General features: G+C 41.7%; 24 protein-coding genes and 2 tRNA genes. 25 read left to right on the forward strand and 1 reads right to left on the reverse strand.

The window, feature by feature from the left end; translation table 11 throughout:
* Positions 1–6: 6 nt before the first annotated feature.
* The gene (locus tag L1765_RS01240; RefSeq protein WP_236403544.1) at positions 7–438 is read right to left on the reverse strand and encodes a DUF2507 domain-containing protein; all 432 of its coding nucleotides are present in this window, start codon (positions 436–438) and stop codon (positions 7–9) included.
* A gap of 347 nt (positions 439–785) precedes the next feature.
* Between L1765_RS01240 and L1765_RS01245 the strand changes: the two genes are divergently transcribed.
* The 25 genes from L1765_RS01245 (at position 786) to yihA (ending at position 23,808) form a co-directional block, all read left to right on the forward strand.
* Positions 786–1,430: a succinate dehydrogenase cytochrome b558 subunit gene (locus L1765_RS01245; RefSeq protein ID WP_236403545.1), complete on the forward strand. Its 645-nt coding sequence runs from the start codon at positions 786–788 to the stop codon at positions 1,428–1,430.
* 14 nt (positions 1,431–1,444) lie between these two features.
* Positions 1,445–3,211, forward strand: a complete 1,767-nt coding sequence (gene sdhA, locus L1765_RS01250; protein ID WP_236403546.1) for a succinate dehydrogenase flavoprotein subunit — start codon at positions 1,445–1,447, stop codon at positions 3,209–3,211.
* On the forward strand, positions 3,208–3,957 hold the full coding sequence (gene sdhB / locus L1765_RS01255; protein ID WP_236403547.1) for a succinate dehydrogenase iron-sulfur subunit: 750 nt from the start codon (positions 3,208–3,210) through the stop codon (positions 3,955–3,957). Before sdhA ends, sdhB begins: the two co-directional genes overlap by 4 nt.
* Positions 3,958–4,091: 134 nt before the next feature.
* Positions 4,092–4,826: a DNA/RNA nuclease SfsA gene (sfsA, locus tag L1765_RS01260; RefSeq protein ID WP_236403548.1), complete on the forward strand. Its 735-nt coding sequence runs from the start codon at positions 4,092–4,094 to the stop codon at positions 4,824–4,826.
* Positions 4,827–4,873: 47 nt separating this feature from the next.
* Positions 4,874–5,350, forward strand: coding sequence for an acyl-CoA thioesterase (locus L1765_RS01265; protein ID WP_236403549.1), 477 nt, complete (start codon positions 4,874–4,876; stop codon positions 5,348–5,350).
* A 120-nt stretch (positions 5,351–5,470) separates the two neighbouring features.
* The gene (locus L1765_RS01270) at positions 5,471–6,679 is read left to right on the forward strand and encodes a M24 family metallopeptidase (RefSeq protein ID WP_236403553.1); all 1,209 of its coding nucleotides are present in this window, start codon (positions 5,471–5,473) and stop codon (positions 6,677–6,679) included.
* A gap of 83 nt (positions 6,680–6,762) precedes the next feature.
* Positions 6,763–7,125 carry a sulfite exporter TauE/SafE family protein gene (locus tag L1765_RS01275; protein WP_236403556.1) on the forward strand — a complete coding sequence of 121 codons (363 nt, stop codon included), beginning with the start codon at positions 6,763–6,765 and terminating at the stop codon, positions 7,123–7,125.
* A gap of 5 nt (positions 7,126–7,130) precedes the next feature.
* Entirely contained in the window at positions 7,131–7,487 is a 357-nt protein-coding gene (locus tag L1765_RS01280) for a sulfite exporter TauE/SafE family protein (protein ID WP_236403560.1), read from the forward strand.
* Positions 7,488–7,601: 114 nt separating this feature from the next.
* Positions 7,602–7,853 carry a helix-turn-helix domain-containing protein gene (locus L1765_RS01285; protein WP_329609972.1) on the forward strand — a complete coding sequence of 84 codons (252 nt, stop codon included), beginning with the start codon at positions 7,602–7,604 and terminating at the stop codon, positions 7,851–7,853.
* A 357-nt stretch (positions 7,854–8,210) separates the two neighbouring features.
* Positions 8,211–8,684, forward strand: a complete 474-nt coding sequence (locus L1765_RS01290) for a MarR family winged helix-turn-helix transcriptional regulator (protein ID WP_236403568.1) — start codon at positions 8,211–8,213, stop codon at positions 8,682–8,684.
* Positions 8,685–8,750: 66 nt separating this feature from the next.
* Entirely contained in the window at positions 8,751–9,551 is an 801-nt protein-coding gene (gene racE / locus L1765_RS01295) for a glutamate racemase (protein WP_236403574.1), read from the forward strand.
* Positions 9,552–9,665: 114 nt separating this feature from the next.
* Positions 9,666–10,736 (forward strand): GerMN domain-containing protein, encoded by a 1,071-nt coding sequence (locus tag L1765_RS01300; protein WP_236403577.1) that lies wholly within the window; start codon positions 9,666–9,668, stop codon positions 10,734–10,736.
* Positions 10,737–10,907: 171 nt separating this feature from the next.
* Positions 10,908–11,654 carry a ribonuclease PH gene (gene rph, locus L1765_RS01305; RefSeq protein WP_236404000.1) on the forward strand — a complete coding sequence of 249 codons (747 nt, stop codon included), beginning with the start codon at positions 10,908–10,910 and terminating at the stop codon, positions 11,652–11,654.
* 141 nt (positions 11,655–11,795) lie between these two features.
* Complete coding sequence (locus L1765_RS01310) at positions 11,796–12,425, forward strand: XTP/dITP diphosphatase (RefSeq protein WP_236403580.1); 630 nt, start codon at positions 11,796–11,798, stop codon at positions 12,423–12,425.
* A 3-nt stretch (positions 12,426–12,428) separates the two neighbouring features.
* Positions 12,429–12,947 (forward strand): YfcE family phosphodiesterase, encoded by a 519-nt coding sequence (locus tag L1765_RS01315; protein WP_236403584.1) that lies wholly within the window; start codon positions 12,429–12,431, stop codon positions 12,945–12,947.
* A 106-nt stretch (positions 12,948–13,053) separates the two neighbouring features.
* Positions 13,054–13,127: transfer RNA gene (locus L1765_RS01320), tRNA-Gly, on the forward strand.
* A gap of 13 nt (positions 13,128–13,140) precedes the next feature.
* Positions 13,141–13,217, forward strand: a tRNA-Arg gene (locus L1765_RS01325).
* Between the two features lie 189 nt (positions 13,218–13,406).
* Positions 13,407–14,099, forward strand: coding sequence for a response regulator transcription factor (locus L1765_RS01330; RefSeq protein WP_236403586.1), 693 nt, complete (start codon positions 13,407–13,409; stop codon positions 14,097–14,099).
* Positions 14,099–15,472 carry a sensor histidine kinase gene (locus L1765_RS01335; RefSeq protein ID WP_236403589.1) on the forward strand — a complete coding sequence of 458 codons (1,374 nt, stop codon included), beginning with the start codon at positions 14,099–14,101 and terminating at the stop codon, positions 15,470–15,472. The genes L1765_RS01330 and L1765_RS01335 overlap by 1 nt, the downstream gene beginning before the upstream one ends.
* A gap of 145 nt (positions 15,473–15,617) precedes the next feature.
* The gene (tig, locus tag L1765_RS01340; protein WP_236403593.1) at positions 15,618–16,913 is read left to right on the forward strand and encodes a trigger factor; all 1,296 of its coding nucleotides are present in this window, start codon (positions 15,618–15,620) and stop codon (positions 16,911–16,913) included.
* A gap of 101 nt (positions 16,914–17,014) precedes the next feature.
* Entirely contained in the window at positions 17,015–17,605 is a 591-nt protein-coding gene (gene clpP, locus L1765_RS01345; protein ID WP_236403597.1) for an ATP-dependent Clp endopeptidase proteolytic subunit ClpP, read from the forward strand.
* Between the two features lie 16 nt (positions 17,606–17,621).
* The gene (gene clpX / locus L1765_RS01350) at positions 17,622–18,893 is read left to right on the forward strand and encodes an ATP-dependent protease ATP-binding subunit ClpX (protein WP_236403599.1); all 1,272 of its coding nucleotides are present in this window, start codon (positions 17,622–17,624) and stop codon (positions 18,891–18,893) included.
* Between the two features lie 229 nt (positions 18,894–19,122).
* On the forward strand, positions 19,123–20,808 hold the full coding sequence (gene lonB / locus L1765_RS01355) for an ATP-dependent protease LonB (RefSeq protein ID WP_236403601.1): 1,686 nt from the start codon (positions 19,123–19,125) through the stop codon (positions 20,806–20,808).
* Between the two features lie 85 nt (positions 20,809–20,893).
* Positions 20,894–23,221: an endopeptidase La gene (gene lon / locus L1765_RS01360; protein ID WP_236403606.1), complete on the forward strand. Its 2,328-nt coding sequence runs from the start codon at positions 20,894–20,896 to the stop codon at positions 23,219–23,221.
* Complete coding sequence (yihA, locus tag L1765_RS01365) at positions 23,218–23,808, forward strand: ribosome biogenesis GTP-binding protein YihA/YsxC (protein ID WP_236403609.1); 591 nt, start codon at positions 23,218–23,220, stop codon at positions 23,806–23,808. The genes lon and yihA overlap by 4 nt, the downstream gene beginning before the upstream one ends.
* Positions 23,809–23,885: the final 77 nt, after the last annotated feature.

The following is a 23,885-nucleotide window of genomic DNA, read 5'->3' on the forward strand; positions in this document are numbered from 1 at the left end:
CGTTTTTTACCGCTCATGAGAATTGTCGATCGTCATCACTTTATTGGATAGAGGCTTGCCGATCGTAATGATTAATTCCTTCTTTCCCTCTTTTTCAGAAGAAAAGTAATCCCCAGCCGTTTCTCCCCTGTAAATAGATTCAAGCAATCCTGCAAGCAAGCCGCATTCGAATGCTAAGCTATCTTCATTTTTGATTTTTTCTTGCAATAGTGGGGATTCTTCCAAAATCCACTGGCTTTCGGTTGCCTTATCTTTTACCAGCTTAATTTTCCCTAGTCCTAAATTGTCAAACACTTTCTGCATCTCTTCCATGGTGGTTACGTGAAAATGACGGGCTGAGTTTTTACCGACCCAATATAGTATGATTTTTTCCCGACTTCCTAGTATATCCTGAAGAACTTGTCCACGAAAAAACAAAAATCCATTTAACACTGACATACACATTCTCCCTTCCCATATCCTATATATTTGTAGTCTCCATGCGATCTTATTTTTATCATATGCAACAGTTAAAAAAGAATGAACTTAAAAAAATAAAATTGATTTATGAAGCAGCATTCCCTAGTTTAACAACAAAAACACTATGAAAATAATGAATTCCTTGACGCTTATAAGAAATAGGAGTAAAATGTTTTTGTCACAAAATGTTCAAAATTTCTCTTATTAGCTTCCCTGGGGAGCTTTTGTCTATTTCTACGGATGAAGAACCTAAAAAAGGGGATGGTAAGAAATAAAGGATTGATAGCAACAAACGGCAGTGAGGATAGAATGAAGGGGGAATCAACTTGGAAAACAGCCGTCATTTTTTTTATCGTAAGCTTCACTCATTAACCGGGGTTATTCCAGTGGGGATTTTTTTGCTGGAACATTTGTATACCAATTATTTTGCGACCAGAGGGGTAGAAGCATATAACCAAAAGGTAGCGGAGATTTGGGAAATTCCATTTTTGCTGGTCTTTGAATTATTGATCATTGGTTCTATTATATACCATGGCATTTATGGACTATATATTGCTTTTCAAGCGAAGCATAACGTGGGAAATTATAGTTATTTTCGAAATGTAATGTTTATGCTTCAAAGGGTCACAGGGGTTATTACCCTAATTTATATTACATGGCATGTATGGGAAACCCGAGTTCAAGTGGCATTGGGGAATGTGGAAAAAGATCAGTTTTTTGAACTGATGACAGATATTTTATCCAATCCATGGATGTTAACTTTTTATATTATTGGATTGGTTTCGGCTGTATTCCATTTTAGTAATGGAATGTGGTCGTTTCTCGTAACTTGGGGAATCACCATTGGGCCTAGATCCCAGCAAATATCAACATATGTATGGATGACATTATTCGTGGTGTTGTCTTCTATCGGGATTTATACCTTACTAACCTTTGTCAATGTTGAAACGGCCAGCCAACTGATCAGATAAGGGAGTGAGACAGATTGAAAAAGACAAAGATTATTGTTGTTGGCGGAGGGTTGGCCGGGTTAATGGCCACCATAAAAATTGCTGAAGCAGGAGTACCTGTTGATCTTTTTTCTCTGGTACCGGTGAAACGTTCCCACTCTGTATGTGCCCAAGGTGGGATTAATGGAGCGGTTAATACCAAAGGGGAGGGAGATTCTCCCTGGATTCACTTTGACGATACCATTTATGGAGGAGATTTTTTGGCCAACCAGCCTCCTGTAAAAGCCATGTGTGAGGCCGCACCTGGCATTATTCATTTAATGGACCGGATGGGCGTTATGTTTAACCGTACCCCAGAAGGATTATTGGATTTCAGGCGTTTTGGTGGAACTAAGCATCATCGGACTGCCTTTGCTGGTGCAACAACTGGTCAGCAGTTATTATATGCGCTGGACGAACAGGTTCGCCGGCAGGAGGTAAACGGTCTCGTCACCAAATATGAAGGCTGGGATTTCCTTTCGGCCATTATCGATGATGAGGGAGTGTGCCGCGGAATTAATGCCCAAAACCTGAAAAATGGGGAGATACGCTCCTTTGTTGCGGATGCCGTGATCATGGCCACAGGGGGAATTGGGATTATTTTTGGAAAATCTACCAATTCAGTCATTAATACCGGAACTGCCGCCGGTGCTCTGTATCAACAAGGGGTGTATTATGCCAATGGCGAATTTATTCAAATTCACCCGACTGCCATTCCCGGTGATGATAAGCTCCGCTTAATGTCAGAATCTGCTCGGGGGGAAGGGGGAAGGGTTTGGACTTATAAAGATGGTAAACCCTGGTACTTCCTTGAAGAAAAATATCCCGCCTATGGAAATCTGGTCCCCCGGGATATTGCCACAAGGGAAATTTTCCATGTTGTCGTTGATTTGAAATTGGGCATCAACGGCGAAAATATGGTTTATTTGGATTTGTCCCATAAGGACCCTAAGGAGTTGGATGTCAAGTTAGGCGGAATCATTGAGATTTATGAGAAGTTCATGGGTGAAGATCCCAAAAAAGTTCCCATGAAGATTTTTCCTGCTGTCCACTATTCGATGGGTGGACTTTGGGTTGATTTTAATCAGATGACCAATATTCCCGGCCTTTTTGCTGCCGGAGAATGTGAATATCAGTATCATGGGGCGAACCGACTAGGAGCAAATTCTCTTCTTTCCTCTATATTCGGAGGAATGATTGCCGGTCCTAAAGCTTTGGAATATGTGAATGGATTATCTAAAGACTCTTCTAGCGTTTCCAGTTCTCAATTGGAGGCTGAAAAGAAACGGGAAGAAGAGAAATATCAAGAGATTCTGAAAATGGACGGCGAGGAAAATGCCTATCTGATCCATAAGGAATTGGGGCAGTGGATGACGGACAATGTGACGGTGGTTCGTTATAACGACCGTCTGAAACAAACCGATGAAAAAATTCAGGAATTGATGGAGCGGTATAAAAAGATCAACATTCACGATACCGTAAAATGGAATAATCAGGGAGCCTCCTTTACTAGACATCTGTGGAATATGCTACAGTTGGCCAGGGTGATTACCCTTGGAGCTTACAACCGGAATGAAAGCCGCGGAGCCCATTATAAACCCGATTTTCCGGAAAGAAACGATGAAGAATGGTTAAAAACAACAAAGGCGAAATTTAATGAAAAAGAAAACGGACCTGATTTTGAATATGAAGAAGTAGATATTTCATTAATCAAACCGAGGCCCCGTCGTTATGATGTTGCCAAGGAGGCGGTGAAATCATGAGTGAAAAAACAATCAGGTTAATCGTCACCCGTCAAGATGGTCCTGAAGAAAGACCCTATAAGGAAGAGTTTACTATTCCCTATCGACCCAATATGAATGTGATCAGTGCGTTAATGGAAATTCAAAGGAATCCGGTTAACAGCAAGGGGGAAAAAACTTCTCCTATTGTATGGGAATCCAATTGCCTTGAAGAAGTTTGCGGAGCCTGCTCGATGGTGATTAATGGAAAGCCCAGACAAGCCTGCACCGCTTTAGTTGATAAGTTGGAACAACCTATTCGGCTTGAGCCCATGAGGACTTTTCCTGTGGAAAGGGATTTGATCGTTGATCGCAGCAGGATGTTTGAAAATCTAAAAAGAGTCAAGGCATGGATTCCGATAGATGGGACCTATGATCTTGGGCCGGGTCCGAGAATGGCTGAAAAAGATAGACAATGGGCCTATGAGCTTTCCAAATGTATGACATGCGGAGTTTGTTTGGAGGCATGCCCCAATGTAAATTCAGATTCTCCCTTTATTGGTGCCCAACCATTGTCTCAAGTTCGTTTGTTTAATGCCCATCCAACAGGGGCAATGCATAAAGAAGAGAGGCTGGAGGCGATTATGGGAGATGGAGGAATTACGGATTGCGGAAACTCCCAAAACTGTGTTCAATCCTGTCCAAAAGGAATTCCTTTAACCACGTCCATCGCTGATCTAAATAAGGAAACTACTCTCCATGCCTTTAAGAAATTTTTTATGGATTAGCCGGCACATTTTCTTTATCTTTCCCTTCTCTCTTGGGAAGGGATTTTTTCATTCATAGAGAACCTATAAAGACGGAATTAAAGAATTTACTAAGGACAGCCTTCGAGTTCGTGCTCGTAGTGAGGAGATACCACATGAACCAAAATAAAAGGGATTTCAATGATCCCAATAGGGTGGTTTTACCCTTTGGGGAGTTGAAACAGGCCATTTTTTTGGAAAGAAAAAACCGATTTATCGCAAGGGTGGAAATTGAAGGTTCCATCCTTGACGTACACGTTCCTAGTACGGGAAGATTGGATACAGTATTAAAAAAAGGATTGTCGGTATATTTAAAGGCCAGTAATAATCCTTCAAGAAAAACTCCCTATTCTCTTTTACTGGTGCAACAGGAGGGAGGTCTTGTTTGTGTTGATGCAATCCTGGTCAATCATTTTACCAGGCTGATGCTGCAACATCAATGGCTTCCGTCCATACCAAGTGAAGGAATCATTCAGCAGGAATATAAAATGGGAGAAAGTCGATTTGATTTTGCCATACACGAAAGAAAAACCCATTTATTGGAGGTTAAGTCGGTAAATATGGTGGTGGATGAAATCGCCTATTTTCCTGATGCTCCTTCCGAACGGGGAACAAAACATGTGGAAGAGTTGATTCATTGGCATCAACATGGATTCCCATGTCACTTGTTATTTGTTGTACAAAGGGGAGATGCCAAATGTTTTTCTCCTCACTTTAAACGGGATCCCAAGTTTAGCGATGCGGTAAAAAGGGCATTAGAAATAGGAATTGAAACCAAAGCTTGTTTGACAGATGTGACATTAGATGGTATGTATTGGGATAGTTGGTTGCCTATAAAGCTGGATCAATGAGGTTTTTTTAGAAGTGATGAAGGAAAAATGTAAAGGGGGAGAGGATATTGGCGCTGCCGCAATACGTGAAGCCAGACGTGGAAAGCTGGTTGAAAAAATTTCGTTTTTCTACTCCAATCAAAATTCGGTTTTCAGAGACAGATGCTTTGGGCCATTTGAATAATGTCAGCCATTTCATCTATTTTGAACAGGGGAGATTAGATTACTTTTCTCATCTGGGCATTGTTGACCAATTGCTGGATATGTCTACAGGGGATATGATTGTTGCAGCAGATTTGGAGTGCCATTATTTGGCTCAGATATATTTTGGAGAGCCTCTGGATCTATATGTTCGGTCGGCCAGGTTGGGTCGGTCATCATTGGATATTGAGTATGCCTTAGTTTTAAAGGAAAAGAATCAGTTGGCGGCTGTAGGAAGGGGAGCCGTGGTTTACATGGATAAAAAGAGCAATAAAAGCAAACCGATCCCAGATGGAATACGTCAGGCGATTTGCAATTTTGAGGAAGAAGTTTTGAGAAAGTGACAGATAACGGGCGATCATAAGTGGTACTAAGTTTCAGATACTTCAGTCTTGGGACTGGAGTTTTTATTTTATTTCAAATAAAATAAAAACTATGAAAATTTTATAGAAGGAGGAAAAACTATGGACTTGATTTCTCATCTTCATTTAGTCCCAAAAGGGGAGATTGATGCAAGGATAGCTGCGATGCAAAAATATTTAAATAAATTGGAAATCGATGCCGCCTTTCTAACTCAAAATGTTGATATTTTTTATTTTTCCGGTACGATGCAAACCAGCCTGTTATATATTCCTGCTTCTGGGGAACCGATTTTATACGTCAGAAAAAGTGTGTTAAGGGCAGAAAGAGAGGCTTCAGTTCGGGTGGAAGAGATGGGTAGTTTGAGAAAACTTCCGGAGAGGTTGATTCAATCCTTTGGAAAAGCCAAACGGATAGGGATGGATTTGGATGTGCTTCCATACAAATTGGCTGAAAGATACAAGAATTTGTTTCCTGATGCAGAAGTGATGGACATCTCCATGTCCATTAGAGAAATACGATCGATTAAATCCCCTTATGAGTTAGGAATGATCCAAAAGGCAGCGATCATTGAAGATAAAGCGATCCAACATTTTCTTTCCATTGTTCATCCAGGGATGAAAGAGATTGAAGCAGCTGCCGAAGTGGAAAAGGTTCTTCGCCAACAGGGACATATTGGATTTAACCGGATGAGAGCTTACAATCAGGAACTGTTGTATGGGGTGATCGCTACCGGATCTTCTGCTTCCATTCCCACCTATTTTGACGGTCCAGCTGGAGGATTGGGCTTGAGTCCGGCAAATCCGACGACGGCAGGGTGGCAGGAGTTAAAGGAAAATGAACCGATTATCCTTGATTTTTGCACCTGTTATGAAGGCTATAATGTGGATCAAACGAGGATTGTGGTGATAGGCCAGCTGGATCGGGAACTGGAAAAGGCCTACGAAATTTCGATGAACATTTTAAAATGGACAGAGCAGGCGGCAAAGCCAGGAGTATCATGGGAATCCCTCTATTTAGACTCCCTCAAAATAGTGGAGGATGCTGGACTTTCTGAACATTATATGGGGTTTGGAAAAGATCAGGTTCGCTTTCTTGGGCATGGTGTGGGTTTGGAAGTGGATGAGCTGCCCATCCTGGCTAAAGGATTTTCTCATCCGTTGAAGGAAAATATGGTGATTGCTGTGGAACCGAAGTTCACCTTTCCAGGTAAGGGTGTAGTAGGCATTGAAAATACCTATGTAGTTACGCAAGGTGGTTTGAAATCATTATGTGTTACTCCGGAAGAACTACTGAATCCAAATAAACTTTAGTTTCGCACTAGAGATAACGGAAGAAAAGATAGGGTAACCTATAAAAATGGAACTAATTCCATTTTACGGTGAGGTGAACGAATTTGGTAACCCTATCAAAGAAATGGTTCCAATTGATCATTGGAATTGGAACGGGATTGATTAATGGTTTGATTGGGGTAGGGGGAACTTTGCTCGTCCCTGCCCTTGTTCATTTTATACAGGTACCGCGAAAAATTGCTCATGGCTCTTCCATTGCCATTATCCTTCCCACATCGCTGATCAGCATATTTATCTATAAAAATCATTTGCAGATTCCTTTGAACGAGATCCTTCCCCTTATGCTTGGAGGAATGGTGGGGGGGTTTATAGGTGCGAAGCTGCTAAAACGATTTTCCAATAGATGGTTGAAACGCCTTTTTTCAATCTTGATGGTGGTGGCTGGAATAAGGATGTTGCTGTCATGAGTTCTATGATTTTATTATCACTTCTTGGAATGGTGATGGGAATATTATCCGGTTTGGGACTGGGAGGGGGGAAGTTGCTTATTCCTGCCCTTGTTCTGTTCACACCCATTTCACAGCTTTCAGCCCAGGGGATCACCCTGATTTCCTTTATTCCCATAGCCATGGTTGCCCTTATTACCCACTTTCGTGAAAAAAATGTCAATGTTCATTTATTATTTTGGATTGGCTTGGGCAGTATGTTTGGGGCGTTCATCGGGTCATGGTTGGCTGTAGGACCTACTTTACCCTATTTAAGCAAAATATTTGCAGGATTTATTATCTTATTGGGTGTTTTTGAGTTTTTTGTCCCGGACCGAAAATAGACTGTCTTATTTTTCTTTAGTTAGGCTGAGGCCCATTTTAAGCGGTTTAAGCACCACTGCCCTTTACATCTCATAAAATATGTTGACTGTATATCCCTTAGCCTTGTCTACTTGATGACCCGAGCAAGGAGGGGTGGACGATTGAAGGGTAATGACCAGAAAGCTAAGCAGTTGTTAACAAACAGGGAAAGAGAAGTATTCGAATTACTAGTCCAAGATAAGACAACCAAAGAGATCGCCAGACAATTATTTATCAGCGAAAAAACAGTGAGAAACCACATCTCAAACGTAATGCAAAAGCTTGGTGTCAAAGGTCGATCGCAAGCGGTTGTAGAATTGGTTCGGCTCGGGGAACTAGAAATTTAGCCATCCCGAACCAAATGAAGGCCCTCTGTCTTTTTTAAGGCAGAGGGCCTTTCAGTTTATCCCAAATGATGATTCTGAAAAATTATCACTTATGATCTAGGAGATAAGTGGCGTTAATCTCCTGGGAAAGTTGTCGACAAAAACGGAGCGTCTGATTCATTGTCGACATTGGCACGTCCTGTGCGGCACAACTAAACTTTAGGTAAGAAAGAACTCTTCTCCTGAAGTAAGTTTCCTATGCCGAACTCGACAAGCGGTCGTGTGAATCTTTAATTCTGCATCTATAGGTCTCCTTTATGGAAGTTTTTTTAACAAATCTGTATAATTGTAGACAAAAATGATGTACAGGAGGAAACGATGGTTACCGAAAAAGGGATAAAACGTCGGGACGAGCAAGTGAATGAAATCGAAAGGCTGTTAAGAAGAATCAGTGCCATTATTAAACAAAAAGGAAGGGAAATTTTAAGTGATTTTCCCATTACCCCACCGCAATTTGTTGCCTTACAGTGGCTGATGGAAGAAGGGGATATGACCATTGGGGAACTGAGCAACAAAATGTTTCTGGCCTGCAGTACCACAACGGATCTGGTGGACCGAATGGAGAATAACCAACTGGTAAAGCGAGTAAAGGACACCAAAGATCGAAGGGTTGTTCGAATTCATTTGTTGGAAAAAGGCGAAGAAATTATTTATGACGTCCTAAAAGCAAGACAGAAATACCTTCGGGAGGTGTTGGGTCATTTGACGGAAGAGGATGTAGAATCCATCGAAAAGGTACTAACTATGCTATATCGTGAAATGGAAAATGAGATTCCATACAAAGGAGAATGAAACCAAAGAATTCCCCAATGAATAACATAATGGAAAGCAGAGAATCTAGAGGAAGGGGAAACTTGTGTGAGTCAAGGGATAGGAGTTTTAGATTCAGGTCTTGGAGGTTTGACGGTTGTCAAAGAAATCATGAAGCAGCTACCTGGCGAGAGGATCGTTTATTTTGGGGATACCGCACGCTGTCCTTATGGACCTCGTCCTCCCCAGGAGGTAAAAAGGTTTACCCTCGAGATTGTCAGGTATTTATTGGAATTTGACATAAAAATGTTGGTCATTGCCTGCAATACAGCGACTGCCCATGCTTTGGAGGATATAAAACAGGATGTGGATATTCCGGTTATAGGAGTTATCCGGCCGGGAGCACGGGCAGCCGAGCAAACGACAAAAAATGGAATGGTAGGGGTCATTGGAACGGAAGGAACAATCAACAGTAAAGCCTATGAAAGAGCGCTAAAAGAAATCAATTCTAATTTAAATGTGATTCAGTTGGCTTGTCCGCTATTTGTATCCCTTGTTGAAAAAGGGCAATTAACCGGATCTCAGGCTTTAAATATCGTGGCTGAAACCCTTCGGCCGATTCGAGACAAACATTTGGATACCTTAATCCTTGGTTGCACTCACTATCCATTAATTGCTCCTTTGATCCAGGAAGTGATGGGTAATCAGGTAACCTTGATCAGCTCCGCTGAAGAGACAGTAAAAGAAGTAAAAGAGCTGTTAAAAGAGAAGCAACTCCTATCTTTTGAAGAATTTACTAACTCCCATTTATTTTATACCAGCGGACCCGTTGTTCATTTCAAAAAAATGGCAGAGGCATGGCTGGAAATGCGTGTACATGTTCGCTCTACCGTATTTCGTGTATCATAGTATGGAATGAAAAATTTACAAAGAATATTTAATCAGGATGGACAAAAAGTATGAATAAACCCTCTCAAGGCTCGTATACATAATAGTACAAAATCACCTTGAGGAGGGGAAGTCATGCTAGGCAAGTCAAAATATAGAGTGGCCGCTGTTTTGTTCCTGTTGATTTTTGTTTTATCTGGTTGTGGATTATTTGGACCGGAAGAGAATGTAACCAGCCAACCCATTGATCCACCGCCTCTTCAGGAACAAGAGGCTTCCGAAGTAAATATTGATATAAGTCAAACCGATGGAACGACAGTGATCAGTAATGAAGAGCTGCAGATCACTCAACAAGTCATTTATTTAAAGGATATGAATGGTTACATTGTTCCACAAACCATGTCTATTCCCAAGGTAGAAGGAATTGGCAAACAAGTATTGCGCTATATGGTGAAGGGTGGTCCTGTTGAGTCCATTTTACCTGAAGGATTTGAAGCGGTTCTGCCAGAAGGAACCCAAGTCCTGGGGATGTCTGTCAAGGAGGATGGTTTGGCCATTGTCGATTTTTCCAAAGAATTTTTAAATTATCAACCGGATGAAGAAAAGGCCATTTTAGACGCGATCACCTGGTCCCTTACTGAATTTCCTACCATCAATCGGGTAACCATCTGGGTGGAAGGAAGGGAATTAGAAGTCATGCCGGTTACAAAAACTCCAGTTCATTCCCTTAGCAGAGCCAATGGGATTAATCTGGAGTTGGCTGAAAATATCGATATCGGCCAAACGACGCCGGTTACCCTATACTTTCAAGCTGATACTCCTTCGGGAGACGGAACATATTATGTTCCGGTTACCCGTTTAATTCCCCGTAGTACAGATATCGTCAGGGACTCTCTAAATCAGTTGATTATGGGTCCAAAAGAGGGGAGCAATCTGTTCAGCGGAATTTTACCATCAACCAAATTGTTAAGTGCTGTTTTGGATAATAATGTAGCCATAGCCAATTTTGATCAAACCATTTTAAGTTTTGATTCCGGGAAAGCATCTGACGATGTAATCAAATCCATCGTTCTTACACTGACTGAGAATACAGAGGCTGACAAGGTGCTTGTTGAAGTAAATGGGGAATCAACTGTAACCACGGATTCCAGTGATTTCTCCAAACCAGTGACTAGACCCCAGTGGATTAATCCCGCTTCTTCATAATCAAAAAAGCGATACCCGCAGACAATTCGTTAAGAAGGGTCTGTTCAAATTTGAACATCCTCTAAACGGTGAGGTGGTTTTTATCCTACTGCCTCTTTTTTGTTATAAAAAATAAAAACAGGATATGCTATAATGGCGAAGACGAGGAAAAAGTAAGGAGTGTATTTTTTGATGAGAGTGGACGGAAGAAGCGCCAATCAATTAAGGCCGATTCATATTACCAATCATTACATAAAGCATGCTGAGGGTTCTGTATTGATTGAGGTTGGAGATACGAGGGTGATCTGTACAGCAACCATTGAAGATAAGGTACCTCCCTTTATGAGGGGATCAGGGAAAGGATGGGTTACTGCTGAATATTCCATGTTGCCCAGGGCAACTCAAGTTAGAAATCAAAGGGAGTCATCAAAAGGAAAACTAAGCGGCAGAACGATGGAAATCCAACGTTTAATTGGCCGGGCATTGCGTTCGGTAGTCGATCTAGAGAAATTAGGAGAAAGAACCATATGGTTGGATTGTGATGTAATACAAGCAGATGGCGGTACGAGGACGGCTTCCATTACTGGAGCCTTCATTGCCATGGTAGAGGCGATGAACAAACTCGTGGTATCGGAAACCATTCCGGCTCTGCCGGTTACCAGTTTCCTGGCTGCCACCAGTGTGGGAATTATTCAGGATCAAGTCTATCTCGACCTGTCCTATGAAGAGGATTCACAGGCCAAGGTAGATATGAATATTGTAATGACTGGCGATGATAAATATGTGGAAGTTCAAGGCACAGGGGAAGAGTCCCCCTTTTCCTCTGACCAGCTGGAGGATTTATTAAGTTTGGCCAAGCTGGGAATAAGGGAACTCATTCAAATCCAGAAGGAATCCCTTGGAGAGATCTCCCAAAAGATAGGAAGTAAGGAAATTTAACATAATCCGCCAAGAGTCTCCCACTTCTAAGTTTTTCGAAGATTAACGAAGGTGGGGGAACATTTTCATATCAATTTGTGATCCGAAGGGCCATGAGCGTTTAGTTGCGTACCTATAGATGGGAAGAAAGGGAGAGAGATCATGAAAACACAAATCATACTGGCAACTGGGAATAAAGGAAAAATCAGGGAATTTACGAAAATGTTTTCCAAATTGTCGATCGAGACGATTCCCTTGTCCTCAATGGAAAATCCGCCAACCATTATTGAAGATGGACAAACTTTCTTCGAAAATGCCATAAAAAAAGCAGAGACCATATCCCGTACATATGGTCTACCTGCTTTAGCTGATGATTCCGGCTTGGAGGTGGATGCCCTTGGTGGTGACCCCGGAATTTATTCTGCAAGATTTGCTGGCCCCCAAGCTACAGATAAGGAAAATAACGCGAAACTAATTTCCCTTCTGAATCAGACAAGTATGGTGAATAGGACAGCCCGATATGTGTGTGCTCTTGCTCTATCCATCCCCGGCAAAGAAACAATGGTAGTGGAAGAAACCTGTGAAGGACTTATTACCTTGACGCCGAAGGGCGAAAATGGATTTGGCTATGATCCCTATTTTTACTTGCCCGAATGGGGGGTAACGATGGCACAAATGTCAGAGGAGCAGAAGAATAAAATCAGCCATCGGGGAAAAGCGTTAAAGAAGCTGGAGCAACTTCTGATGAAGGAACATTGGCTTCATCTTTATTCCATAAAAGAAAGGGCTTAGGAGATGATTGCACTAATTGTTAGCGATAACCACGGAGTCACTTCCGATGTAGTCCAAATTGCCAAATCTTTGCATTTCTCCAAGGGTTTCCATTGCGGGGATTTATGTACGAACAAGGAACAATTTCCGTTTAACAAAATGGAATTGGTCAGAGGGAATTGCGATACGGATGATTCAATACCCGATGAAAAGATCATTACCTGGTTTGGGTTCCGAATTTTTATTACCCATGGACATCTGTATCAAGTGAAGTCCGGGTTTACAAAGCTCTTTTATCGCGCCAAAGAATTAGACGCAGATGTGGTGATGTTCGGTCATTCCCATTTCCCGGTATGCTTTCAGGAAAAGGGTGTCTTATTTATTAATCCGGGAAGTTTGCTTCTGCCCAGGGGATTTTCTGTACCCACCTTTGCAGTCTTGAAGGTAATGGACCAACATAAGAAAGAGGTAGAAGTTAGCTATTACCAGCCAAATGGAAAGATCGTATCATCCGTTGGTGGACACTTCCTATTAAGGAAGTAAAAAAACATGGTTTAATGGTTGACTTTTGTTCTTAAAATGAATATAATAACTTTCGTGACTTTCTTTTTGAGGCAAATTTATTAAATCTGCAATTCTCACATTTTTTGCGGGTGTAGTTCAATGGTAGAACATCGGCCTTCCAAGCCGAATGCGTGGGTTCGATTCCCATCACCCGCTCCATCCTAAACATGATGTGCCTGTAGCTCAGCTGGATAGAGCATCTGCCTTCTAAGCAGAGAGTCGGGGGTTCGAATCCCTCCAGGCACGCCATATCTTTACATAAATGAAATGTCCGAATATCGGACATTTTTTCTTTTTGTAAGAATGATTTCATTACTTCTTCACAAAAGATGGTTAAAATCGTAGTAATATGAAATTATAGATGCAGAAAATTCTTTAGTTCCGCCCACAGTAATGAATCTTTTGTTCCGAATCTTATAGAAAGAAGGGAAGAAAAGTATGAAGGAAAAAATCCTGCTGGTTGAAGATGAAGAAACGTTAGCTGATGTGGTGAAGGCTTATCTGGAAAAGGAGCAGTATCAAGTATCTGTTGCTTCGACAGGTAAGGAAGCCATTCAGTTGCACAAACGGTTTCAACCGGATTTAATGATATTAGACCTGATGCTCCCAGATATTTCAGGTGAAGAGGTATGCAAGAAAATCAGACAATATTCACAGGTACCTATCTTAATGTTAACAGCGAAAAGCAGTGAAGAAGAAAAGATTTCTGGATTAATGTTGGGAGCAGACGACTACGTGACAAAGCCTTTCAGCCCAAGGGAATTGGTAGCAAGGGTATACAGTTTATTAAGGCGTTCCAAAGGAAAACAGGAAATGGAGGAAGGGAGCATCATTCGCCGGGGGGAAATGATGATTGATGAAGAGAAACATCAGGTATTCCTTCGTGAAGAAAGCGTTTATCTGACTCCCGTTGAGTTCAAATTATTGGTCCATTTAAGCAGGTCACCTGGTCGCGTTTATTCCCGTGAACAACTGGTAGAATCGATTTTTGGTTTTGATTTCGTCGGGGATGAGAGAACGATTGATGTTCATATCAAGAACTTGCGTCATAAAATAGAAGAAGATCCCAAGAATCCAAAATATGTGGTTACCGTTTATGGTGTGGGATACAAGTTTGGAGTGGAAACTTGATGTGGAATAAATTAACCACCCGATTTGCTGTTGCTTTTGTGGGGATTACTTTGATTATCCTAGCTTCAACATCGTTAAGTATCAATTATCTAATCAAACAGTCATTTACGAATTACCTATATGAACGAAAAGAGTTAAAGATGGAGGAAATCATCAATGAATCCAAAAATATCTTCAAAAGCAGCGGCAGTTGGACGATATCAGCCGTCATGTTTTTAGCCCATCAAGCGATGATGGAAGACATGGATATTATGATGGTAGACCAGAATGGAAATGAAGTATGGTCATCTTTTGGAATGGGTATGGGCGCGAACATGTCCATGGAGCAATTTCAGGATAAATTCCCAAATATGCTGGTGGTGAAAAAAGAAGTCGTTGTTGATGATAAGAAGGTTGGGGAGATCTACTTTTCGTTTGATACCCGTCAATCCGGTTGGTCTATTCTAGATCAAAATTTTATTCGTTCCTTTAATCAATCGATGCTAATTTTAGTGGTCCTCTTTTCCATTGTTGCGTTAGCGCTAAGCTTTTTTTTATCCAGGAAGCTATCAGCACCTTTGTTGGAGATCAAAAAGGGAGCCAATCATCTAAGATTTGGACATTTGAATGAAAGGGTCCATATTAAAGAAAAAACCGGTGAAATCAAAGAACTGGCGGATGCCTTTAACCATTTAGCAGACACCTTGCAAAGGCAGGAACAGTTAAGAAAAAATTTGATGGCAGACGTTGCCCATGAATTAAGAACCCCTTTGGCAACTTTAAGGAGTCATTTGGAAGCCTTTCAGGATGGAATTTGGGAACCGACAAAAGAGAGGTTAAACAGTAGTCAGCAACAGGTGATGAGACTGATTCGTCTGGTGGGAGATATTGAAAAGTTGAATCAGGCCGAGAATCCTCTAGTTCAACTGCACATTCAACCCATTCATCTAAATGAACTGATCAATCAAGTGGTACAAACTCTGGAAAGTGAATGGTCCCATAAACCGATGAATGTAAACGTAATAATTGACGATCAAATTACGTTAATGGGAGATGGAGACCGCATTACTCAAGTTCTGCTGAACCTTTTGTCCAATGCCTATAAATTCACTCCTGAAAATGGTAATATTACCATATTGGCAAAAGAGAGCAATTCAGAAGTGACAATACTCGTGAAGGATAATGGTTCGGGGATTTCCAAAGAAGATCTTCCCCATATCTTTGAGCGTTTCTTTAGAGGTGAAAAATCAAGAAATCGTTCATATGGAGGAGCGGGAATTGGATTGGCCATTGTCAAAGCCATTGTTGAAGCTCATAAAGGAACTATTTCCGTAGAGAGCGAAGTGGGAGAGGGGACAACCTTTACGATTGTCTTTCCCAAAAAGATCCATTGACAATAGAATTTACAAAAAGCGGAACCTCCTTCTTCTCTTGAATTCAAGTTGGTTTATGTTATAATAAAGTGGTTATAATTGTGTATATGCTTTTAATTATCTTACATAAACTGATTTTTGATTCTCTAGGAGGGGGAGCATAACCATGGTCAAAGCAAGTTGGGAAAAAACAGAAAAAAACAAAGGGATTCTTTCCGTAGAAGTAGATGAAGAACAGGTAGCAAAGGCCCTTGACGCGGCTTTTAAAAAAATTGTTCACAAGATAAATGTCCCAGGATTCCGCAAAGGAAAGGTACCGCGTAAAATCTTCGAAGCCCGCTTTGGTGTGGAATCTTTGTATCAGGATGCATTAGATATCCTGCTACCTCGTGCATACGGGGAAGCTGTAGAGGAAGCTGATATTTTTCCGGTTGACCGTCCGGAAGTAGACATTGAACAATTGGAAGCAGGAAAACCCCTCGTTTTTAAGGCAACCGTAACGGTTAAGCCTGAAGTAGAACTGGGGGAATACAAGGGCTTAGAAGTTCCTGAAAAAGATTTTTCTGTCAGCGAAGAAAAGATTGAAGATGAATTGAAGTCCATGCAAGAACGTCAAGCCCAGCTGGTTGTTGTTGAGGATGGTCGGGTAGAGTCAGGTGATTTTGTTGATATTGATTTTGAAGGGTTTATTGATGGACAACCTTTTGAAGGTGGAAAGGCGGAAAAATATTCTTTAGAGATTGGATCAGGAACCTTTATTCCGGGGTTTGAGGATCAATTGATCGGTTGTAAAACCGGTGATGAAAAGGATATTGTAGTCACTTTCCCGGAAGATTATCAATCAAAAGACTTGGCCGGAAAAGAAGCATTGTTTAAGGTAAAAGTCCTTGATATCAAAAGAAAGGAGCTTCCTGCCATAGATGATGAATTTGCAAAAGATGTTAGCGAATTTGACACTTTGGAAGAATTGAAGGCTGACATCAAGAATAAATTGGAAGAAAGGGCCCAACACGAAAAAGAACATTATATTCGAGATACTGTCGTAGAAAAAGCGGCGGAGAATGCCACTATTGAAATTCCCGCTGTGATGATTGAACATGAGGTAGACCACATGATTAAGGATTTTGAACAAAACCTGAAGATGCAGGGTATGAATTTAGAATTTTATTATCAATATACAGGTTTAGATGAAGCTGGTTTAAGGGAACAATTAAGAAAGGATGCCGAAAAAAGGGTAAGAATTAATCTAACCTTGGAAGCCATCGCCAAAGCTGAAAATGTGGAAGTTTCTGAGGAGGATATGAAAGCTGAAATTGCTCGGATGGCTGAGCTTTATAAGAGAAGTGAAGAAGAGATTGAGAAAATACTGAATGGAAAGGATGGCATGGCCAGCCTTCGAAGTGATTTACTCATCAGAAAAACAGTTGATTTACTTGTAGAACATAGTAAATCTGTGGCATAAACTGTACCAGGCGTGATATTCAACAAGGCACGAGTAAATCGTGCCTTGTTTTGCCAAGGCTTTTGACAGATGGCCTAATTATTGGAAAAGGAGGAACGAGCATGAATTTGGTACCAATGGTAGTGGAACAATCAAATAGGGGTGAAAGGGCATATGATATCTATTCACGTTTATTGAAGGACAGGATTATAATGTTAGGGAGTCCCATCGACGATAATGTTGCCAATGTGGTTGTAGCACAACTTCTCTTTCTTGCTGCTGAAGATGCGGAGAAGGATATCAGTTTATACATAAACTCTCCTGGAGGTTCTATTACGGCAGGGATGGCGATCTATGATACCATGCAGTACATAAAACCAAATGTTTCGACCATTTGTATTGGTCTGGCTGCGAGTATGGGGGCCTTCCTACTTGCGGCTGGAGCAAAAGGGAAACGGTTTGCCCTCCCAAATAGCGAGGTTATGATCCACCAACCCTTGGGTGGGGTACGTGGTCAAGCTACCGATATTAAAATCCATGCGGATTGGATTTTAAGAACCAAGGCCAAAATCAATCAAATATTATCAGAAAGAACGGGTCAACCTCTAGAAAAGATTGAAAGGGACACAGACCGTGACAATTTTATGGGTGCTCATGAAGCTAAGGAATACGGAATTATTGATGAGGTGATCACCCGTAACGATATCAAATAAGGAGGGGTGATAAGGTATGTTTAAATTTAACGACGAAAAAGGGCAGTTAAAATGCTCCTTCTGCGGCAAATCCCAGGAACAGGTGAGAAAATTAGTTGCCGGGCCCGGAGTGTATATTTGTGATGAGTGTATCGAATTGTGTACCGAGATCGTTGAAGAAGAGTTAGGTACCGATGAGGATTTTGACATAAGGGAAGTCCCAAAACCTGCGGAAATCAGAAAAATTCTTGATGAATACGTAATCGGGCAGGAACTGGCGAAGAAATCCCTGTCTGTGGCTGTATACAATCACTACAAAAGAATTAATTCCTCCCAAAAAATAGAGGATGTTGAACTGCAAAAAAGTAACATCTTGGTATTGGGTCCCACTGGAAGTGGAAAGACATTGCTGGCACAAACATTAGCTCGTATATTAAATGTACCCTTTGCCATTGCTGATGCAACATCATTAACAGAAGCTGGTTATGTAGGGGAAGATGTTGAGAACATCTTGTTAAAATTGATTCAGGCAGCTGATTATGATGTGGAGAAAGCGGAAAAAGGGATTATCTATATAGATGAGATTGATAAAATCGCCCGCAAGTCAGAAAATCCTTCTATCACTAGGGATGTTTCCGGTGAAGGAGTTCAGCAGGCATTGCTTAAGATATTGGAAGGAACGGTTGCCAGTGTTCCGCCCCAGGGAGGACGAAAGCATCCCCATCAAGAGTTCATCCAAATTGATACCTCCAATATTCTGTTTATCTGTGGAGGTGCCTTCGATGGAATTGAACAAATCATCAAAAGACGGTTGGGGAAAAAGGTAATTGGATTCGGTTCCGATGCCACTGGACAAGGGGATTTTAAATCCGGCGAACTTCTTTCCAAGGTACTGCCGGAGGATTTATTGAAATTTGGTTTAATTCCTGAGTTTGTCGGCCGTCTCCCCGTTATTTCCACTTTGGAGCCATTGGACGAATCGGCCCTTATCAGAATTTTGACTGAACCTAAAAACGCTTTAGTGAAACAATATCAGAAACTGTTGGAGATGGATGGAGTGGAACTGGAATTTGCGAAGGATGCCCTTCAGGCCATTGCCAAAGAGGCGATCAAGCGAAATACAGGGGCAAGGGGACTTCGTTCCATCATAGAAAGCATTATGTTAGATGTGATGTATGATCTGCCTTCTCGGGATGATATTGTAAAATGTCTGATTACCAAAGAAACGGTCACCCATAAATTGCTGCCACAGTTGACGACAAAGGATGGGCGGCTGCTAAAAATAAATCCGCAAGAAGAAAGTGCTTAAGGACTGGGAAATCCCCGTCCTTTTTGTTTACTCCTCTTCTCTCTCGGCAATACTACAACTAGATATGGTTGACAAATGTATGTAGACGGAACTAAAGAATTCCCTAAGGACAGCCTTGGAGTTCGAATTAAGCTTTGAGGCTACTAAGTGTCCTATAAACGAACTCGATTAGCAGACGTGTGAATCTTTGGTTCCACATGTATAGTATGTATGGCTGGGAGGAAAAACAATGAATTGGACCATTTTGCTTACCTTTATTCAAGTATTTTTTGCCGTGATCATCGGCCTCTATTTTTGGAATTTGCTGCAAAATCAAAGAAACAGCAAAACGGCTGTTGACCGGGAATCAAAAAAAGAGATGGAGCAGTTGAAAAGGCTTCGCTCTATTTCGTTGACTGAGCCCCTTAATGAAAAAACAAGGCCGACAACCTTTGATGATATTATTGGTCAAAAGGAAGGACTCAAAGCCTTAAGGGCGGCTTTGTGCGGCCCCAATCCTCAACATGTGATTATTTATGGCCCCCCCGGGGTGGGAAAAACAGCAGCGGCTAGATTAGTACTGGAGGAATCCAAAAAAAATGAATTATCTCCATTTCGACCGGATGCCAAATTTGTAGAATTAGATGCTACAACTGCACGATTTGATGAAAGAGGGATTGCCGACCCGCTGATCGGGTCAGTCCATGATCCCATTTATCAGGGGGCGGGTGCCATGGGAATGGCCGGTATTCCTCAGCCTAAGCCAGGGGCGGTCACGAAAGCCCATGGGGGAATGCTGTTTATTGATGAAATTGGAGAGCTTCATCCCATTCAGTTGAATAAACTGTTAAAAGTATTGGAGGACCGGAAGGTTTATCTGGAAAGTGCGTATTATAGTGAAGAAAATACCAATATTCCACTTCATATCCATGATATTTTTCAAAACGGATTACCAGCAGATTTCCGTCTGGTGGGAGCCACCACCAGAACTCCCGATGAACTGCCGCCTGCCTTGCGTTCAAGGTGCCTGGAAATTTATTTCAGGAGGTTGCTTCCCGATGAAATTGGTGTTATTGCGAAGCGGGCATTTGAAAAAGTTGCATTTAAATATGAGCCAGGGGCTGTTCAGGTGATCAAAAAATATGCCACCAATGGACGGGAAGCGGTCAACGTCGTTCAAATTGCAGCGGGAATCGCTTTATCGGAAGGAAGAAAAATGATTCTGGCCTCGGATATAGAATGGGTGGTAAACAGCAGTCAAATCTCACCACGTCCGGAAAAGAAAGTACCAAAGGAACCTCAGATTGGTTTGGTCAATGGATTGGCTGTATTTGGCCCTAATATGGGTGCGATTATGGAAATTGAGGTAACGGCTATTCCAGCGGCTGTGCCAGGAGCAGGCAGGGTAAACATTACTGGAGTCGTGGAGGAAGAGGAGATTGGTGGAAGAGGACGTACTCTTAAAAGAAAAAGTATGGCAAAGGGATCTGTGGAGAATGTATTAACGGTACTGCGAGGTACAGATGTAAATCCGTATGATTATGATCTGCACATTAATTTTCCCGGGGGCTCTCCTGCTGACGGACCTTCGGCCGGAATTACGATGGCTACGGCCATTTACTCCGCGATAAAGAAAGTGCCGGTGGATAATTTTGTCGCGATGACAGGTGAGTTAAGCATCCATGGGCGGGTGAAGCCCATCGGAGGCGTTGTAGCAAAGGTGGAGGCCGCCAGACAAGCTGGAGCCAAGAAGGTGATCATTCCAAGGGAAAATTTCCAGGAGATATTTAAAGAGATAAAGGATATTGAAATCATTCCTGTGGAATGGCTGCTTGATGTATTTCAACATGCGATAAGATTGGAGAAGAAATCTCAGGAACCCCGTCTTATTCCTGCGACAAGCGATGTATTAAGCGCTTCTTCCGCATCTGTTTAGTATCAGTTGAACTACTTCATTATTGGACAAAGGATAACCAATAGAATAAAATGGAATTGTTCAAACGTCTCGGAGGTGCTTATGGATGGGAAAAAAAATAGAGACAAAACAGATTCCTCTTTTGCCATTAAGGGGAATACTTGTGTATCCAGGCATGGTGCTCCATCTGGATGTTGGGAGGGAGAAATCTGTTAAAGCCTTAGAGCAAGCGATGGTGGGAGATAATCTCATATTGCTTTCCACTCAAGAAGAGGTCCATATTGAAGAACCCACTGCCGAAGATATTTATAAAGTAGGAACCATTGCGATGGTAAGGCAAATGTTAAAGCTGCCTAATGGCACAATTAGAGTTCTTGTGGAGGGATTACACCGGGCAAAAATTATTCGCTATACAAATGAGAATGAGCTCTTTTTAGTAGAAATTGAAGAGCTTCCTGACAAAGAAGAGGTTAATCCAGAAACAGAGGCCCTGATGAGAGCGGTTCTCCATCATTTTGAACAGTACATCAGGCTATCCAAAAAAATTTCCCCTGAAACTTTAGCTACTGTTTCAGACATTGAAGAGCCGGGGCGCTTGGCAGATATCATCTCCTCTCATCTGTCACTAAAAATGAAGGACAAACAGATGATTTTGGAAACCAGCGATGTCAGGTTAAGACTGGAGAAACTCCTTAACATTCTAAATAATGAAAGGGAAGTTCTGGAATTAGAAAGAAAAATTGGCCAGCGCGTCAAGAAACAGATGGAAAAGACCCAAAAGGAATATTATCTGCGTGAGCAAATGAAAGCCATCCAAAAGGAGTTAGGTGAAAAGGAAGGGCGTGCAGGGGAAGTGGAAGAACTTCGCCAGCAGCTCAAAGCTTCCGATGCTCCAGATATCATTAAACAAAAGGCGGAAAAAGAAATTGAACGACTGGAGAAAATGCCTGCTACATCGGCAGAAGGAAGTGTCATTCGAACATATGTGGATTGGCTTCTTCAACTCCCTTGGGGAAAAAGAACAGAAGATAACCTAGATATTCAACACGCTGAAAAAATCCTTGATGAGGACCATTATGGTTTGGAAAAAGCAAAGGATAGAGTGTTAGAGTATCTGGCTGTTCAAAAAATGGTGGAAAAATTAAAAGGCCCAATACTTTGTCTAGTCGGACCACCCGGTGTAGGAAAAACCTCCATAGCCCGCTCAGTAGCCAGAGCGATAGGACGTAAATTTGTTCGAATATCCCTTGGAGGTGTAAGGGATGAAGCGGAAATACGAGGACACCGGAGAACCTACGTGGGAGCTATGCCAGGGAGAATTATTCAGGGAATGAAAACAGCCGGAACGGTAAATCCAGTATTTCTTTTGGATGAGATCGATAAAATGGCCAGTGACTTTAGAGGGGATCCATCAGCTGCCTTGTTAGAGGTATTGGATCCTGAACAAAATCACACCTTCAGTGACCACTATATCGAAGAGCCCTATGATTTGTCTAAAGTGATGTTTATCGCGACAGCAAACGCTGTTCACAACATTCCAAGACCTTTGCTGGATCGTATGGAAGTTTTATATATTTCCGGTTATACAGAAGTGGAGAAATTAAAAATTGCCCAAGGCTACCTTCTTCCCAAACAAATGAAAGATCACGGATTGACCAAAGATAAACTGCAATTTCAAGAAGAAGCTTTAGTTAAGGTGATTCGTCAATATACCAGAGAGGCGGGAGTAAGGAATCTGGAACGGGAGCTTGGTTCCATTTGCCGTAAAGCAACAAAAATTATCGTCAGCGGTGAAAAGAAGAGGGTGATCGTGACACCCAAAACCGTAGAGCAGCTTCTTGGAAAACCCAAATATCGCTATGGAACTGCCGAAAAGGAGGATCTTCTTGGTGCAGCAACAGGTCTTGCTTGGACCGAAGCGGGAGGAGATACCTTGACCATTGAGGTGACTGTCTTGTCCGGTAAAGGGAAATTGACATTAACGGGAAAATTGGGAGATGTCATGAAGGAATCTGCCCAGGCTGCCTTTAGTTATATTCGATCCAGGGCTGGAGCCCTTCAGATCGATCCTGAATTTCATGAGAAACATGATATCCATATCCATGTTCCTGAAGGGGCAATTCCAAAGGATGGACCATCAGCTGGGATCACGATGGCAACGGCCCTCGTTTCAGCATTAACTGGGAAGAAAGTTTCTAGAGAAGTTGGTATGACTGGGGAAATTACTTTGAGGGGTGCCATTCTTCCCATTGGAGGATTAAAAGAAAAAGCATTAAGCGCCCATCGGGCGGGATTAAAAACGGTCATTTTGCCTGCTGATAATGAGAAGGATATTGATGATATTCCTGAATCTGTAAGAAAGGATTTAACCTTTATTCCGGTAAAACACATGGATGAAGTACTAAAACATGCATTGGTGGATAAAAAGAAATGAAAATAACGGATGCTCATTTTGTAATCAGTGCCGTTTCTCCAAATCAATATCCAAATGACGCCCTGCCGGAGATTGCTCTGGTCGGGCGTTCAAATGTTGGAAAGTCCTCCCTGATTAACTGTCTTATTCGGCGGAAATCTTTGGCAAGGACTAGTTCGAAACCCGGTAAAACCCAAACCCTGAATTACTACCGGATTAATCAATCCTTTTATTTTGTTGATTTGCCGGGATATGGATTTGCCAAAGTATCTAAAAAAGTGAAAGAAGAATGGGGAAGAATGATAGAGTCTTATCTGAGAAATCGAAAGGAATTGCGACTGGTGATCCAACTCATCGATGTCCGTCATCCTCCAACGAAGGATGATCAGGATATGTATCGCTGGCTAACACATTATCAGATTCCTACCCTGGTTGTAGCGACAAAAGCGGATAAAATTCCAAGGGGAAAATGGCAAAAACATATGAAAATCGTGAAAGAAACTTTAGAAATGAACAAACAGGATCCGGGTGTTCTATTTTCTGCAGAAACTGCACAGGGCAGGGATGAGATATGGTCTTATCTTATGGACTATATTAACCGCCACTAAGAATTTCACTCTAGCGTTTTTGTGAATCTGTCAAAAATTATTCATACTTTTTGAAAATTACTGTGATATTTTTCATT

It is taken from the genome of Microaerobacter geothermalis (genome assembly GCF_021608135.1).
Classification (GTDB): Bacteria; Bacillota; Bacilli; order DSM-22679; family DSM-22679; genus Microaerobacter; species Microaerobacter geothermalis.

Bases quoted from the DNA above. Each gene is read 5' to 3' on its own strand.
- L1765_RS01240 (WP_236403544.1), bottom strand. From the start codon at position 438: ATGTCAGTGTTAAATGGATTTTTGTTTTTTCGTGGACAAGTTCTTCAG.
- sdhB (WP_236403547.1), top strand. From the start codon at position 3,208: ATGAGTGAAAAAACAATCAGGTTAATCGTCACCCGTCAAGATGGTCCT.
- sfsA (WP_236403548.1), top strand. From the start codon at position 4,092: ATGAACCAAAATAAAAGGGATTTCAATGATCCCAATAGGGTGGTTTTA.
- L1765_RS01270 (WP_236403553.1), top strand. From the start codon at position 5,471: ATGGACTTGATTTCTCATCTTCATTTAGTCCCAAAAGGGGAGATTGAT.
- L1765_RS01280 (WP_236403560.1), top strand. From the start codon at position 7,131: ATGATTTTATTATCACTTCTTGGAATGGTGATGGGAATATTATCCGGT.
- L1765_RS01285 (WP_329609972.1), top strand. From the start codon at position 7,602: ATGACCCGAGCAAGGAGGGGTGGACGATTGAAGGGTAATGACCAGAAA.
- L1765_RS01290 (WP_236403568.1), top strand. From the start codon at position 8,211: ATGGTTACCGAAAAAGGGATAAAACGTCGGGACGAGCAAGTGAATGAA.
- L1765_RS01300 (WP_236403577.1), top strand. From the start codon at position 9,666: ATGCTAGGCAAGTCAAAATATAGAGTGGCCGCTGTTTTGTTCCTGTTG.
- rph (WP_236404000.1), top strand. From the start codon at position 10,908: ATGAGAGTGGACGGAAGAAGCGCCAATCAATTAAGGCCGATTCATATT.
- L1765_RS01310 (WP_236403580.1), top strand. From the start codon at position 11,796: ATGAAAACACAAATCATACTGGCAACTGGGAATAAAGGAAAAATCAGG.
- L1765_RS01315 (WP_236403584.1), top strand. From the start codon at position 12,429: ATGATTGCACTAATTGTTAGCGATAACCACGGAGTCACTTCCGATGTA.
- L1765_RS01330 (WP_236403586.1), top strand. From the start codon at position 13,407: ATGAAGGAAAAAATCCTGCTGGTTGAAGATGAAGAAACGTTAGCTGAT.
- L1765_RS01335 (WP_236403589.1), top strand. From the start codon at position 14,099: ATGTGGAATAAATTAACCACCCGATTTGCTGTTGCTTTTGTGGGGATT.
- tig (WP_236403593.1), top strand. From the start codon at position 15,618: ATGGTCAAAGCAAGTTGGGAAAAAACAGAAAAAAACAAAGGGATTCTT.
- clpP (WP_236403597.1), top strand. From the start codon at position 17,015: ATGAATTTGGTACCAATGGTAGTGGAACAATCAAATAGGGGTGAAAGG.
- clpX (WP_236403599.1), top strand. From the start codon at position 17,622: ATGTTTAAATTTAACGACGAAAAAGGGCAGTTAAAATGCTCCTTCTGC.
- lonB (WP_236403601.1), top strand. From the start codon at position 19,123: ATGAATTGGACCATTTTGCTTACCTTTATTCAAGTATTTTTTGCCGTG.
- lon (WP_236403606.1), top strand. From the start codon at position 20,894: ATGGGAAAAAAAATAGAGACAAAACAGATTCCTCTTTTGCCATTAAGG.
- yihA (WP_236403609.1), top strand. From the start codon at position 23,218: ATGAAAATAACGGATGCTCATTTTGTAATCAGTGCCGTTTCTCCAAAT.